We start from the raw sequence: 15543 nt of genomic DNA, 5'->3' as shown, positions 1-15543 counted from the left end.
GATAGGTAAGTCTGTAAAGGAATAGGTCAACACGGAGTTAACAGGTCTGAATTGATAGTGGTTGAGTATTAAGATGGGTAGAGAGCTGGCGCTGTTGCTATCGCAGGTGGATGAAGAATGTAAGTAAGCTGGCCATCTTGCTGGCACCCTCCCGTAACGTAGGGTTGCAGATTGGCAGGGCATAGAGGCGTAGCAGTTTGTAGTTGTTCTTCGCTGAAACGAGTGACCCCTTGAATGTCGAGCACGGCTAAACCCAAGAGGGCTTCTCCGTCAGCAGCAGCCTGATACTTTGAGCCAGGTACCCGCACTACAATGACTCGATATCGTCGCTGAGGACCGACCAGGCAGGGGTACCCCAACAACTGTGGTAGATTCACCAGACAGAACACCTGTTCTCGCGAACTCATCAAGCCCAGAACCGATCTGGGTAAATTGGGTAAGAGGGTAATTTGCTCAGCAGGGACTATTAAGGATTCCTGCACATACACCATCGACATCAATGCCTCAATGCCCTCAGTCAACAAAAATCGCAGATAAGGTTGTCCCTGCAATTGCGTTGCCTGAAATAACTGCGGCAATAGTTCTTGCAGTCTAGACAGAGAAGTTGTCGAAGCAGTGGGTTGTTGGGTGGTCATCTATTTCATCGCCGCTCTAAGGGCACTTACGAGATCTTGCTTGGTGCAGGGTTTGGTGACATAAGCCTCAATGCCTTGCTTGGCTGCCCACATCCGATCTACATCCCGACTTTTGGCCGTGCAGGCTACAACCGGAATATCAGCTGTTTCAGGATTCTTTCTCAGCTTCCGGGCCAAGTCTAACCCTCCCATTTCCGGCATCATCCAGTCGGTAACGATAGCATCCGGCTTATTTTGGCTAACTTTTTCTAATGCTTCAGCCCCATTGGTAGCGGTAACAATGGTGTACCCCTCTTCTGTCAGGTATTGACTGATTAAGTCAAGTTCAGACTGTAGATCATCAACGACTAAAATTTTGCTGCTCATTAATTGTTCCTTTAATCGGTTAGAGGATTAGAATTGACAGGATTAAGAAGGGGTACGTTGGAACTTGCAACGTTGTTGTTTTAGCTAGACGGGGCAACCAGAACTGGGGGAGTGCTGTTGTCCGCAGTGCACAGAAAACAAACAACACATTAGACCGGATGGAGCTGTGTTAAATACTTCTCCACCATTTCTGTTAAGCCTTTTTGGGTAAAGGGTTTAGTGAAATAGTCGGTGGCACCGGCTAATTTGGCGCGGGCCTTGTCAATCATTCTTGTATTTCCCGTCACCATAATAATCGGGGTCTCATCAAACACATTGCTATTCCTGAGTAAATTACACAGACGATAGCCATTGATCTTGGGCATCGTAATATCCAGCAGAATTAAATCAGGTTGAACTCGGAAGATAATGGTGGATGCTTGGATTGGATCACTCACTGTGGTGACTTTATATCGAGTGCTCCCCAAACAACGCTCAATTTCACTCAAAATAGTTGGACTATCATCAATACAGACGATTTTGAAAACCTGATTGGCGTCCTGTGCTGCTTTTGCTACCTGGGCCTTGGATATTTTCGGTACCCGTGGCAGATGATCAAAGGGTGGTTGAGGATTGCGTAGATAGATAACGTTTTGATCTACATAGGGGCCAAAGAGCTGAGCTATATGGAGTTCATCCTGTTTCAACAACACCGATAATTGGCGAAGGCTAAAGCCTCGACTCATTAATTGGGCCAATTTGGTTAATACTTCTGGGGAGAACTTCCCACCAGCAACGGGCTTATTGATATCACGAACATCCAACAAGTAGGGGCGTTGATAGGGGGACCAAATATCAGAGCAGCAATTTTGCCATGCCTTCATCCGCTGCCTCAGGAACCTGATGGTGTCCACTAGCTCCAGTAATGGAATCTCACCCGAAATCGTTGATACCCACTCCGGTTTTGCCACGGCATTGTCCCAGGTAGCTTGACCCTGTCTTAGCCATAAGAACGTTTCTAGGGCATCTTGCGTAAAATCTTCAATGAGTTGTTGGGTCTGCATGGCATCCAACAGATGTCGCTCTTGTAGCCACAGCATCGATCTCCCAATCAGTCCTTGATCGTCAGAGGTTGTTAAGGAAGGACTGCTAACCTTTGCTGCAGGCGGCATTTCCTTAAGGGCATTAAAGGCTTGATCTAGTCCTCGATGGCACAGAAAATAGCTGAGCTGTGCTGGAGTTTGTATCGAACAATCCACATATTGTAATTCCCCCTCGGTCAAATAAATCTGCCAAACAGCACTATCACTCTTGGTTCTGAGAACACCACTAGCTTGAGAGCTTGATAACTCAGTTAACAGCTGATAGGGATCAAATTTAGTCGATTCCATAGGCTAAATCTTTGGGAGTTAGGACTTGCTAGAATTATCAAGAAATTTAGCTTGAAGATGATTAACTCAGTAGGTTAATTTCTCTTTATTTCAGGGATCATCAAGTAATCTAAAATTTACGTTTTAGATAAGTGTTACAAAAAATGACACTTGCTGACTCATGACCATTTCCCTTATGGTACCCATATTTTTGTCGAGTTTTAACCCTATATTTTTATAGTTTTTTTAGAGCTAAATTTCCATATTTATATGAATATGAACTTAAATTTGATGTTTATGGCCTATTACTAGCTTTACCGTTCTTTCTGACTATATTTATTCAAAACTTAATGTTAAAACTCGGTTAGCTTTTAACGAATCTATTTAGCTTTGCTGGTGCGATCTCATCGGGGCAGTCGCGAGTGTAAGACATGCATCGCCTTGATATTTTAGGCTTTCAACGCCACCCTTTGAGTGCATGTATGATGCTATGGAATGTCCTGCTAATCGTAGGACATCGGAGATTGGCCTTAAACTTCTTACACCTACCTAGCATTTCTCAGCAGAGAACGTCAGGATAGATGGAGGGAGAATAGTTCCTCAGTCGTGATGTTTGCAAAGGTCTAAGACGAGTCCATGCCTGAATTGTCCAGTTTCCTTAATCTCCGTTTAGTTATTGAATGTGTTGGCGCGCTCTCACTGGTTATGGTAGCGATTGACGCTCGTCGCCACCGTCAGCACCAAAATCAACTCGAAGCTGATTATGTTCAGCAACAGCAATCGCTCACAGATGATCAAGCGGAGCTGCAAACTCACCTACAAACCTTAACCACTGAGAATCAAACCTTAACGACCGCCTTAGAAACTGCGAAGCAAGCGGTTGATGCCCATGAACAAGAAGTGACCCAACAGCAGGAGCACTTTCGGAATCAACAGCAGATCTGGGAGCAAAACCAACAGACGCAACAAAAACGGCTAGCGGACTTACAAACTGAACTCCAAGCCCAACAGGCCCAATGCCAGCAACTTTCCACAGAATTGGCGGGGCGAGTTGCTGTAGAGACTGATGTAGACGCGCTAACTGCAGCGAAGACCCAAGCTGAGGTGGACCTCCGTCAAGTTCAATCTAAAATCCGAGGTTTGCAACTCCAGGTTGAGACCCTTACCCAAGCTCAGGAGCCATTAACAACAAAGTTAGCTACCGCTGAAGCGACGGTTGCCCATTTGACGGAAACCAATACCCAGCTACAGCAACAACTGCATCAATGGGAACAGCAACAGCAGCAGTCCGAGTCTCAATATCAGCACGCTCAGTCAGTGATTCACACCCTTGAGCAGCAAGTGCTGACGATGACGCAACAGCTCGATACTCAGCGCCAATCTCAGCAGGAGAATTGGGCGGAGGAAAGGACTGCTTTGGAAGCGCAGGTCTCTAACCTAACGACCGCCAAACAGCGTCTAGCCTCTGAGCTAGAAACTGCTCAGGCGGACAAGGCCACCTTAACCTTGCAAGTTGAGACTCTGACAAATACTCAGACGCAATGGACGGCGGCTCAAGCCAATACAGCACAGCAACTAGCCGATCTGGCCGAAGATTATCAACAGCTGCTACAGGATCGCGATCGCTTAGTGATCGAACAACAGAGCATGGCGGATGCACCTGCCCAAGTCGAGCGCCTGACCCAGGATAATCAGATGCTTTGCGATCGCATCAACGAACAACAACAAAATCTTGAAACCTTAAACAGCCAGTTGGCCGCCGCTAAGGCGACGCAGCAACAGCTGGCCGAAGACTATGAAGTGGCTCAAACAACCTTGGCGGCCCTAGAAACTCAGGATGCCGATCTAAATACCGAATTAGCCAACGATCTCCAGGATGCCCATGTTCAAATCAAAGCCCTACAGCAGGAGATATCAGTCCTCACCACAACGAATTCAGAACTGATAGCAGCTAGACAACAAGCCACTGCTGACCTTACCGCGGCCCAAGATTTGACCCAGACTTTGCGCCAGCAGCTGCAGGAACGCCAAACGTTAGCCGCGCAGTCGGATGCAGAGGCCATGGCAACCCTAGAACAACAGCTGCAAACCTTGCAACGCGAGCGAACGGATCTCCACCAACAGTTGGCCAAGAGCCAAACCCAAATGGTGCCGCTGCAACAACAGGTTACCGACCTCAAACAACAGCAACAGACCTTAGAAACAGCCTTACAAGCGGCCCAAGGTCAGACCACTCAACTGGAACAACAGCTCAATACCGCCCATCAAGCTCAGGATCAGCTCCAGCAAAACTTACACACGCAGGTAACGACCCTAGAAGAACAAGCCCGGACCCTAGAGCAAGAGAAAATGGCACTCACCACTGCCCTAAAAGATGCGGAGGCTGTTCCCATACCGTTGCGAGAATCTTTGCAAGTGTCCCAAGCAGCACAGACCCAATTGGAGCAACAGTTAGCAGACCTTTCACAACAAAATCAAAGCTTACAAACCGCTTTGGAAGAGGCCTCTGACTCATCGGCATGGGAAACAAAATTAGCGGCAGTATCTGATGAGTGCGATCGTCTTACCTTAACCGTACAAACGGCAGAGACTACTATCCAGACTCTCACGGCCCAACTCACGGATCTAGAATCTCTCCCGGATCAGCTCCAAAACCTTCATCAAGACAACGCTGGTCTACAAGATTCCCTGCAACAAGCACAAGCCAAGCTGCACCAAGTCCAAACGCTGACGACCGAAGTCGCCCAATTGACTCAAACGCGCCAGACTTTGCAAACCGAGCTATCCCATGCCCAAGGGGAAACTAAGAGATTGCAGGCCCAGATTCAGTCACTGGAGCAACAGGTGGATGAGCTACAAGCCGTTGCTCCCTCTTCAGCGTTAGAACAGCAGCTCCAAGAACTGACAGTTAGCCGTGGACAGCTCCAGCAGGATTATGAAACGGCCACTGCCGAAATCGTGACCCTCCAACAACAGATTCAGCATCTAGAACAACAAAACACTGAGATTCCTGAACTGAGTGAGGCCCTACCTGAACAAGCTATGGCAGCTTTGAAAGAGGCCGATCAGCAGATTACGACCCTAGAAGCCCAAGTCAAAGCCCTTCAGCAAGACAAGGCTGAACTCGAAAAAGCTATGAAAATGGCCAAGGACGTGGTCTCTCATTTTGAGCAACAGGTCAACCATCTTACCCAAGAAAAGCATCAGCTGGAGGCGCAACGCCAGCCTGAGAGTGCCTCCTCAATGCCTGCCGTTCCCCAGGAAGAGTCCTCTCTCCCCTTAAGCGGACAAAGTTTTGTGATTACGGGGAAACTGGCCCAATTGAGTTATGAACAAGTGAAAACAGTGATTCAGGAAGCTGGAGGAACCATTAATACTCACCCCAGCGCCAAAACCAGTTATGTGGTAGTCGGCCAAGACCCTGGCAATAAGTTGAAAAAGGCTGAAAAATATAGCATTCCGCAGTTGTCAGAACAGCAATTGGTCGAGTTGCTGGGACTGGATCTTTCGCCCTAAGCACTGTGTTCTGAATCCAAGCAAGTTATTGCAAAATCTTGCAATCCTCAAAGAAATATAGAATTCCATTTCCCTACCGTTAGGAATTGCTACTGGTCCTCAAAGAACATGGGAGAATTTCGGTTGGAATTCTGAGCCTAATTTCTGAGGAGATAACCCTATGACGGTGCGAACCATCACAGATCAGCAAACAACGATCCAATTTCCAGGTTACAAGCTGGATGATGCCGATGCTTGGTTAGAAACCTTGAAAGAAGGTGGACGCCAAGTTCGCGGAGAACTAGCCAAAACCTAGTTTTAGGGGCTACGTTCAAGACTGCCCTGCTTCTGCCATTAGGTTAGAGTTCCTCTTCTGAGGCAATACCCTCACGCGCGAGGGTATTTTTGTATGCAAGGTCACGGATTGATTGCGTATCCTTGGGCTGTAAGGTTTGTGCTTGTTCAAACCATTGCTCTAACTCAGCGGTGCATAGCCAAAGGTGACATTGAACTCTTGGCACCATAGGGCGACGGATGCATACTCCTCTAAATTAATCCCATCGGGAATTGCATAGAGCTGCTTGCCACTAAACTTCTCTAGTGGAGATAACGTAATATAGGATCCTTCTTCGATCGCTGCTGGAACAGTCGCTTGACGAGAGAGGACTACTTTGACATCAGGCCCCTCGCCCGTACTGAAGTCAGAACTCAATTCCAAATATTGCTTGCCCTCCTTGGTGATGATTTGGGCAGAGCCTGTAGATTGCTTTTTGACGGTGACAAACTGTCCAGAGGAGACCACAGACTGACGAGCGATGAGCAACGCATTGTCGCTAACATTGCCCTGAGTCATAGAAGCCGCAGCTAAGCTAGGCTGAACCACACTGGTCGCTAATACGAAAGCAGATAGAGTGCCAAAGACAAGACGTTTCATGATCATTTCCCTATAAGACTGAACTTATTTCTAAGTATGTCGACTCAATTTGAGAGGGATTTGATCAACACCTGAGACGGGCATAAATTAAATTGAGGATTGGCTGAGAAAATATAGTCCAAGTTTGGCAATGTTAGAGATTGCGAGCAGCAAAGGTATCGCAATCCTTCAGGCTCCCCTGCTGAAAGCCCACCTTAAACCATCGAACGCGCTGGGCAGAACTCCCGTGGGTAAAGGAATCGGGAGTTACGTAACCTCGGGCCTGCTGCTGCAATCGATCATCCCCAATACTACTGGCTGCATTAAGGGCTTCTTCTAGGTCTCCTTGCTCCAAAAGTTGGCGCGTTCGATCCGCATGGTGAGCCCAAATCCCGGCAAAGCAATCTGCTTGCAATTCTTGCCGCACTGAGAGTTGATTCCCTTCAACGGGGCTGACGCGACGCTTCAGATCCTGGACCTTGCGAGACACCCCTAACAAGGTTTGCACATGATGCCCGACTTCATGGGCAATCACGTAAGCTTGGGCAAAATCACCAGGGGCTTGATGTCGCTGCTTGAGGTCATCATAAAAGCTGAGGTCGATATATACCTTTTGATCCGCTGGACAATAAAATGGCCCCATCGCGGCTTTGCCTAAACCACAGGCGGAGGGGGTTTGGCCTGTAAATAAAACTAAGTTGGGCTTGCGATAAGTGAGTCCTTCTTGTTGGAATAACGTCTCCCAGGTGTCTTCGGTATCCGCGAGGACAACGGATACAAAGTCTGCCAACTCATCTTCTGCCGCAGGTCGGTTCCCTGGCACGGAGGAGGTTGGCCGATTGTCGGCCTGGTTCAAAATAAAACTAGGATCAATGCCAAAAAAAGCGGCAATCAGGGCAATCACCAATAACCCCAACCCACCGCCTGTCACCGAAGGCCTAGCAGAGCTGCCCCGCCGATCTTCTACGTTGCTACTTCTGCGACCCATTTTCCAGCGCATATCTATCCTCCTTGGGACTTGAGCATCTGCCCCCAGTGCAGCATAAACAATTTTTTGTAAGAAAATAAAATTTTTAAGCCTAATTTCCAGTCGATATTTCTGAACGATACCGAGGGGGCACGATTAATGCGATTCGTTAAGGGAGAGAACTTATGGCGGGGTTGAGGAGATCGAACAAATGATTAATGATGTCTTGAGGATTCTTTAACTGTATGGATTCTGGCGTCGACACCTGGCCTATCCCCTGTCCCTGCTGCTGTTGATGGAGCTGACGGCGAGTGTTGACGTAGGCTAACATCAGTTCCTGATGGACTTTTTCCTGATCAGCATGTGGGGCGGTATGGACTTTGACGAGGATCACTCCATTGCCCTTATGTTCAATACATTGGATACCCATTTGCGCTTGGGGATACATGCGCTGGATCCGTTTGAGTGCATTGGCAAAGGCCGTCCAGTTAACCCCCTTATGAAAGGTGAGATTAATGGTTTCTGCACTGGTCCACAGTAGCTCTGCGAGTTCTCCGGTCAAAAACTTGCCGTGACTCGGCTGGCGACCTTGCTCATTCTTTTTCAGATAGATATATTCACAAATCGTATGGTCAAACTGAGTGGTGCGGTTGAGCAGGGTCTCTTCAAAACAGGCTGCCGTTAAGTTGGTCATCGACAGATTAGCCCCTTGGATCTGGCTCCGAGATAGATCGGCTTTTCGCAAATCTGCTTCTCGTAGATCGGCCGCGGTTAAATTCGCTTCGTTCAGGTTGGCCTGGTGGAGATTGGCGTGCAAAAAACTGGCTTTGCGACAGTTTGCTCCTGCTAATTGGGCGGCGTTTAAGTTGGTGTCGACAAAGAGGGCTTTGCTGAGATTGGCATTGATCAAATCACTGTCGCTGAGGTTGGTATTCTTCACATCGGCATGACTTAAATCAACGCCGCCCAAATTGGCTCGACAAAGCTGACCTTTTTTCAGGGTGCTGCCCTGGAGATTAGCGCCTCTTAAGTTGGCTTCAATCAAAATAATGCCGTTGAGATTAGCGCCGTGTAGATCGGCCTCAATCAGTCTGGCGAAGCTCAGATCGGCTTTGCTTAAGTTGATATTGCTCAGATCGGCCCGTGATAAATCGGCTTCACCCAACAGGGCTCGGTTGAGGTTGGCCCCATGGAGATTCACATCGCTTAAATTGGCTTCTAAAAGCGTGGCTTTGATCAGATGAGCTTTACGGAGATTGGCTTTGCTAATATTGGTCCGACTTAAATCTGCAAAGTTTAAAATGGCTTGGATCAGACTCGCTTCCACCAATAGGGCCTTGGTGAGCCGAGTTTCAATCAGAATAGCTTGGTCTAGATTGGCAAAGCTTAAATCCACTGCTTTGAGATTGGCTTTGCCTAGATTAGCCCCGGTGAGTTTGGCTTCACTCAAATAAGCATCGGATAAATCGGCAACGCTTAAGTAGGCTCCGCTCAGATCAGCCCCGGTTAAATTGGCATGGTTAAGATTGGCGCCAATAAGATTGGCTCCGCGTAGATCCAATCCGCTGAGATCAGCTTCACCTAAATCTGGCTGATCAGAGAACTTCTCTTTGCGCCAGGCATTCCAATGTTTGACTCCACGCTTAATCAAGCGGAGATGGGCCGTATTTGCCACAGAGGTAATTTTCCTTTTTGTTTACTGCACTCGAGCGTTCCCCCCCGCCTTTAGATATGCAATAGTTAAGTTGGTGAATGCCAAATAATATTAAACTCTGACTAAATTATATCTTCATCTGCTGTCTACTGACCTCAGGGTAACCTGACATTCTCTTTTTTGGCGAGATGCGTACTAAAAGATGTTAACTGTGTGTCTAAATCTTGGTCAGTTGATAGTCGAGTGAGCCGTTGTTCTTCTGTGGGCGTAAAGGTTTGAAATGCCTGCTGTTGGCTAGAAAGTAAGGCGGCGGTGGCATCGGAAATATCGCCTTGACGGTTGTGTAGGCGCGATCTCAACACGGTCTCAGGGGCAGTACAGTACACGATCTGGATCGGAAGATGCGCGTGTTCCGCCAGGGTGAGGACTTGAGCGCGTAAGTTTTCCTGATCATATTTGGCATCTAAAATCACCGTCCATCCTGCCTGGGCTAAGGAGAGGCCCAACTCGGCTAAGCGCTGATAGGTCTTTTGGGTCATGGTTGCGGTATAGATGTTATGCCCCTTTCCACCGGGTTGATCCAAGGGAATGCCAGCCAGGTGTTTGCGAACCGCATCGGACCGGATATGAATGCCATTGAATTGGGTGGCCAGACGACGGGCCACCGTGCTTTTCCCAGATCCTGACAAACCCGACATCAGGAGGATTTGCCCCTGCCGGGGTTGAGTATATTGATAGGCCAAATGAAAGTAGTGTGTAGCTTGTTGCCAATACGAGCGGGCTGTGGGGGCTGAGGTATCCGTATTTTGGGCTGTCATGCTGTTAACATTGCCGCGAATCGTCGCCCGCATGCTTAAGTAGGCCGGTAGTAATAAGGCCCCCTCGTAGTCCCCTGTCTGTTCTAGGTAGGTATTGAGAAAAATATTGGCCAAGTCAGGACGATGGTGAAACTCTAAGTCCATCACCATAAAGGCCACATCGTAAATGACATCAATATGGCGAAATTCACGGCAAAATTCGATGCAGTCAAAGATTTGAATGCGATCTTGATAGAGACAAACATTATTTAGGTGTAAATCACCGTGACAGTCGCGGATTTTGCCGTGGGTGACTCGCTGGTGGAGCCCATCTGAGTGGTCTCGCCAGAACTGTTGGGTAAAGGCTCGGGTTTGCTGCCACTGGTCTTGCGTTTGGGAGATTCCAATAAACGCTTTGGCAAGGGTGTAGTTTTCCTCATCGATAGCGCTGAGTGCCTCGGGTGTGCCATTTCGCTGAATCGCTGGGCTAGTCGCAGCAGCAGTGTGGAAGTGAGCCACTACTTGACCCAGTTCTTGTAGATGGGATGACGTTAACTGACCGATATGGAGCAGGTGACTAAACAACCCCTCCTGAGGAAACTGACGCATTTGCAGCGCATAGTCGATGATCGGTGTTTGGGGATGAGGAGAGGTTTGGAGGTAATAGTCATCGTCTTGATAAATGGGCCAGACGGCCAGATAGAGGTCTGGAGAAAGACGACGGTTAAGACGGAGTTCTTCTTGGCAGAAGTAGGCCCGTTGTTCCAGCGTGGAGAAGTCTAGCAATCCAAACTGAGTGGGCTTTTTCAGCTTGTAGGCGAAGTCTCCGGTTAAGAACACATAGGAGATATGAGTTTGCAGTAGCTGCACAGGGGCCTGGACCGGATGAGGATAGAAATCCGGCTGCAGCATTCGCTGAACGAGGAGGGGTAATGCAGCATCCATGGTTCCCTGATAGGTCTCTATTTCTATTTTAGACGAATGGCTAAGGGCCAATTATAAAGTCGGTCTGAAGGGTCAATAAGCCCTTTAGGAATTCGCGTTAAGCTGGCAGCTAGCAACCAAAATGGATGGCATGTCTCTACTGAAAAGCCTTTGGGGGGGGATATGGGTGAGCGGGATGATGGGGGCCTCCATCGCCACTGCTGCCCCTGCTTTAAAGCCGCATTGTCTGTCTCAACTGCGGCGAGACGTGGATGCGATCGCATCCCAACCCCTGTTTAATCAAGCTCGCTTGGGCATTGCGATTCAGCCCTTGGGGACCACTCAACCCCTTTATGCTCGGGATGCTCAGCGTTATTTTCTGCCCGCTTCTACTATAAAGGTGATGACCACGGCTGCCGCCCTGACCCAACTGGGGCCGCAATTTCGGATTCCAACGGAGGTCTATGGCACAGGGGTAGGCAAGACGCTGGAGCACTTGAGAATTGTGGGCCGAGGCGATCCGAGTTTATCCGATCCGCAACTCCAGCAGATCGCCGCTCAACTGCAGAAACAGGGGGTGCGTCAGATTAAACACCTTGTCGGAGAGGATCGGTATTTCCAGAACAGTGTGGTGCCCTCTTGGGCCTGGGAGGATCTGCAGGCCGGGTATGGAGCACCTATCAATAGCCTGATTCTCAATCAAAATGCCTATGAACTGAAGCTATGGCCGCAGTCCTTGGGCCAACCCTTAAAGATAGAATGGCTGTCTCCGCCGCCCACGGGTGCTTGGCGACAACTGAACCGCACGCGCACGGTCGCCAAAGATGCACCTGAATTTGTCAATATTGAGCGCCGTCTCCAGGGCAAAACCTTAGAAATAGAAATCACTGGACAGTTACGGGTGGGGGCACCTCCCGATCGTTCAGCGGTGGCCATTGTCAATCCGGGGTGGTTTCTGCTCCACCGCTTACAGGCCCTTCTGGCTCAACATCAAATTCAGGTGGGGCAGATCTCTTTACTCACCCGTGATCAGGCGCGTCAGATGGCGCTAAAAACGTCGTCAGAGCGTCGCTTAGTTCAACTTCAATCTCCACCGCTTTCAGCCTTAATTGCCACCACCAATCAAGAGAGTAACAATCTCTATGCCGAAGCGTTACTCAGAACCTTAGGGGGAACCGTGGCCCCCAAGAACAGCCCCCAAACCAGCCATCAACAAGGCTTAACAGCGCTGCAGCAGGCTTTAACCCAATTGGGGGTGGATGCCTCCGCCTATGACCTTGCGGATGGTTCAGGGTTATCCCGCCATAATCTGGTCAGTCCGATGGCGCTCGTACAGACCTTGGATGGCGTCCTTCGCTCTCCCCATGCCGCTGTTTTCCAAGCGTCCTTACCGCAAGAGTCCGTGGGCAAACATCCAGCATCTACGCTGAGGAGTAAGAGTGGCGGGATGCGAGGGGTTTCCACCTTGGCAGGCTATCTGCAAACTGCCCAGTCTTCGCCCATCCTATTTAGCATCATGGTGAATCAATACAACCAATCCAGTGCCAAACGGCGTCAAGCGATGGACGCCATCCTGTTATCCATTCATCGTTGGCAAGCTTGTCAATCTAAAAGCTGATGACCTCACATTCTCCTTCTGAACCGCAGACTGCTACGGTCTTGTCCGTATCTGGGATGAAATGCGCAGGCTGTGTCCGAGCGGTGGAAAAACGCCTCCAGCAGCAACCCGGCGTTTCGCGGGCGGTGGTCAATTTAGTGACGGAACAGGCGGCCGTTGAATATGTCCCCCAAGCGGTTGATCCAAACGCCTTAGCCCAGCTGCTCACCACCGCTGGATTCCCCAGCCAGGTTCGGGACCGAGACCCTGCCTCTAGCGCTGGCAATGGCGCTGGCCAGGCTCCTGGTCCTAAGGCAGGGGTGGATTGGCAGTCGGTCCAGCGGCTGATATTCGCCGCTATGTTAGTGGTCTTATCCGGGGTGGGGCATCTAGGACATCTGCCAGGGTTTGCCCTTCCGGGGAGCATCCAATTTCACTGGGGATTAGCAACCTTGGCTTTGCTGGGGCCTGGACGTTCCATTCTCTGGGAGGGCTGGCAAGGGCTCCGGCACAATCTGCCGAATATGAATACCCTGGTGAGCTTGGGGAGTGTGACGGCCTATCTGGCCAGCGTTGTGGCCGTGGTTTGGCCGCAGCTGCATTGGGACTGCTTTTTTGATGCACCTGTGATGATTGTGGGCTTAATTCTATTAGGTCGGGCCTTAGAGGCGCAAGCGAGGGGACGAACTAAAGCGTCCTTGGAGAATCTGTTGGCCTTGCAGCCTATGGTGGCCCGCTGGCTGCCCGATCCTGAGGCCCATCCTGATTATGGGGTGGATGTTCCCGTGCAAGATGTTCAGATGGGCGCCTGTTTGCAGATTTCGCCAGGGGATAAATTCCCCGTGGATGGCCAAGTCCGGTCGGGACATACCCTTGTGGATGAGGCGATGCTCACGGGGGAAGCGATGCCCGTCGCTAAAGCACCCGGAGATGAGGTGGTGGCAGGGACACTGAATCAATCGGGGCTGGTCACCATTGCTGCCACGCGCACGGGCCAACAAACCACCTTGGCCCAAATTATTAAGTTGGTGGAAACTGCTCAGACGCGGAAAGCGCCGATTCAGCAGTTTGCTGACCGAGTGGCTGGCTACTTCACTTATGGCGTACTTGCGATCGCAACCCTGACCTTTCTGTTTTGGGTTGGCATTGGCGTTCATCTCTGGCCCGACGTCATTGCTCAAGGCACCCTACCCATGATTCATGATCCAGAGGTGCCAGCCGTCATCGATCCAGGAGCGGCCAGTATTTTGCTGGGGCTGAAATTGGCGATTGCGGTGCTTGTGATTGCCTGTCCCTGTGCCTTGGGGCTGGCGACCCCCACTGCCATCTTAGTGGGAACCAGCTTAGGCGCTGAGCGAGGTTTATTGATTCGAGGCGGAGATGTTCTCGAACAGGTCCATCAGCTCGATACCATCGTGTTTGATAAAACTGGAACCCTGACGTCTGGGCACCCGAAAGTCACCGATTACTGGTTGTCGGAGTCCCCTCCAGATCTCCCCCTTTGGGAGTCTCCGCTGTCACCCGAGACCGTGCTCCAGATGGCGGCCACTCTAGAAGTTGGCGGTCGCCATCCTCTGGCAACGGCCATTTTAGATCACGCCCAGACTTTATCAGTGCCGCTCTGGTCGACAACGGCCTTGGAGGTGGTGCCCGGAGCAGGGGTCTGTGGACAGGTGGAACAGTGGACGGCCCATTTAGGCTCAGCAACGTGGCTGCAGCAGTGTGGGATCGAAATCCCTGTTACGGCCCAGCAACAAGCACTAGCTCAGGCAGGCAAAAGCGTTGTTTATTTGGCCGTTGCGAATACCTACCTGGGTGGAATTGCTGTGCAGGATACGCTCAAACCCGATGCCGCGCCAACGATCCGCCAGCTGCAAGAGATGGGGCTGCACGTCAAAATGTTGACGGGCGATCAAGCGGCAACGGCGGAGGCAATGGCCCCATCGCTCCACCTAGAGATGAAAGATATTGAAGCGGAAGTTAATCCAATGGGTAAAGCGACCGCTATTGTCCAATTACAAGCTCAAGGCCATAAAGTCGGCATGGTTGGAGACGGCATCAATGATGCCCCAGCGTTAGCTCAAGCAGATGTCGGCATTGCCCTGAGTGGTGGTACAGATGTCGCCATAGAAACCGCTCAAATCATCCTGATGCCTGGTCATACAGAAGCTAGGTCCCTTAGTAGCCTTGTGGATGCTTTGCGTCTGAGCCAAGCCACCTTTCGTAAGATTCAGCAAAATCTCTTTTGGGCGTTTGTCTACAATCTGATTGGCTTACCTATTGCCGCAGGCTTACTTTTACCTCAATTTGGCATTTTGCTCAGTCCGGCTGTCTCGGCGGCGATTATGGCCTTTAGCTCTGTGAGCGTGGTTACCAATTCTTTACGTTTGCGGCGTTTGTCCTTTTAATTAATATTGTATTTTCGTTGTGAAATATTTTGCTTCCGCCTGCAGAGGGGCAATCAACCGCCTTATTGATGTAAATAAATTTAAACTTAATTGAACGAAGATTAAGTTTTGCTTTTGTGCTTCCATGCCATTGGTAGAGGATAGACATTGCTCTGGGCTCTAAATCTAGTGAATTCAATGAGGGCTTTGACACTAGATATAGTGGCAGCCTGCTCTAGAGCAGGCTTATCCTGGGTGAAATAGATCACGGAATGGTGGTGATCCAGATCAATAAATGCTCTACTGAAAAGGGGAGCAAGTTCGTACGACAGTGGGGAATCTGAACGACATATCACGGTGATGTGATGGGAAATAAGTGAGTTCGGATGTCGTTTTCGAGCGTATAGGTCATAATTGCGGTGGAAGTCATTGTAGACGCCCCCAATTTTTGTGAGAAAG

At 49.8% G+C, this 15543-nt stretch carries 11 protein-coding genes; 4 read left to right on the top strand and 7 right to left on the bottom strand.

The window, feature by feature from the left end; translation table 11 throughout:
• Positions 1-68: 68 nt before the first annotated feature.
• From Q0986_RS22635 to Q0986_RS22625, 3 genes are all read right to left on the bottom strand, one after another.
• On the bottom strand, positions 69-635 hold the full coding sequence (locus Q0986_RS22635; protein ID WP_299416510.1) for a chemotaxis protein CheW: 567 nt from the start codon (positions 633-635) through the stop codon (positions 69-71).
• Positions 636-1001 carry a response regulator gene (locus Q0986_RS22630; protein WP_299416507.1) on the bottom strand — a complete coding sequence of 122 codons (366 nt, stop codon included), beginning with the start codon at positions 999-1001 and terminating at the stop codon, positions 636-638.
• A gap of 149 nt (positions 1002-1150) precedes the next feature.
• On the bottom strand, positions 1151-2371 hold the full coding sequence (locus Q0986_RS22625) for a response regulator (protein WP_299416504.1): 1221 nt from the start codon (positions 2369-2371) through the stop codon (positions 1151-1153).
• Positions 2372-2986: 615 nt separating this feature from the next.
• On the opposite strand from Q0986_RS22625, the gene Q0986_RS22620 reads away from it, so the two are divergent.
• Complete coding sequence (locus tag Q0986_RS22620; protein WP_299416501.1) at positions 2987-5866, top strand: BRCT domain-containing protein; 2880 nt, start codon at positions 2987-2989, stop codon at positions 5864-5866.
• Between the two features lie 160 nt (positions 5867-6026).
• Complete coding sequence (locus tag Q0986_RS22615; protein WP_299416498.1) at positions 6027-6161, top strand: hypothetical protein; 135 nt, start codon at positions 6027-6029, stop codon at positions 6159-6161.
• A 159-nt stretch (positions 6162-6320) separates the two neighbouring features.
• Here Q0986_RS22615 and Q0986_RS22610 read toward each other — a convergent pair whose 3' ends face one another.
• From Q0986_RS22610 to Q0986_RS22595, 4 genes are all read right to left on the bottom strand, one after another.
• Entirely contained in the window at positions 6321-6779 is a 459-nt protein-coding gene (locus Q0986_RS22610; protein ID WP_299416495.1) for a DM13 domain-containing protein, read from the bottom strand.
• Between the two features lie 133 nt (positions 6780-6912).
• Positions 6913-7758 carry a neutral zinc metallopeptidase gene (locus tag Q0986_RS22605; protein WP_299416492.1) on the bottom strand — a complete coding sequence of 282 codons (846 nt, stop codon included), beginning with the start codon at positions 7756-7758 and terminating at the stop codon, positions 6913-6915.
• Between the two features lie 136 nt (positions 7759-7894).
• Positions 7895-9400, bottom strand: a complete 1506-nt coding sequence (locus tag Q0986_RS22600; protein WP_299416489.1) for a pentapeptide repeat-containing protein — start codon at positions 9398-9400, stop codon at positions 7895-7897.
• Positions 9401-9534: 134 nt separating this feature from the next.
• Entirely contained in the window at positions 9535-11121 is a 1587-nt protein-coding gene (locus tag Q0986_RS22595; RefSeq protein ID WP_299416486.1) for a bifunctional aminoglycoside phosphotransferase/ATP-binding protein, read from the bottom strand.
• A 130-nt stretch (positions 11122-11251) separates the two neighbouring features.
• On the opposite strand from Q0986_RS22595, the gene dacB reads away from it, so the two are divergent.
• Both dacB and Q0986_RS22585 read left to right on the top strand, forming a co-directional pair.
• Positions 11252-12718: a D-alanyl-D-alanine carboxypeptidase/D-alanyl-D-alanine-endopeptidase gene (gene dacB / locus Q0986_RS22590; protein WP_299416483.1), complete on the top strand. Its 1467-nt coding sequence runs from the start codon at positions 11252-11254 to the stop codon at positions 12716-12718.
• The gene (locus Q0986_RS22585) at positions 12718-15105 is read left to right on the top strand and encodes a heavy metal translocating P-type ATPase (protein ID WP_299416479.1); all 2388 of its coding nucleotides are present in this window, start codon (positions 12718-12720) and stop codon (positions 15103-15105) included. Before dacB ends, Q0986_RS22585 begins: the two co-directional genes overlap by 1 nt.
• The last annotated feature ends 438 nt before the right edge of the window (positions 15106-15543 follow it).

This window comes from Acaryochloris sp. IP29b_bin.148 (assembly GCF_028285565.1).
Lineage (GTDB): Bacteria > Cyanobacteriota > Cyanobacteriia > Thermosynechococcales > Thermosynechococcaceae > Acaryochloris.
The sequence above is the reverse complement of the archived record's forward strand: the minus strand, read 5'-3'. Positions and strand labels throughout refer to the sequence as shown.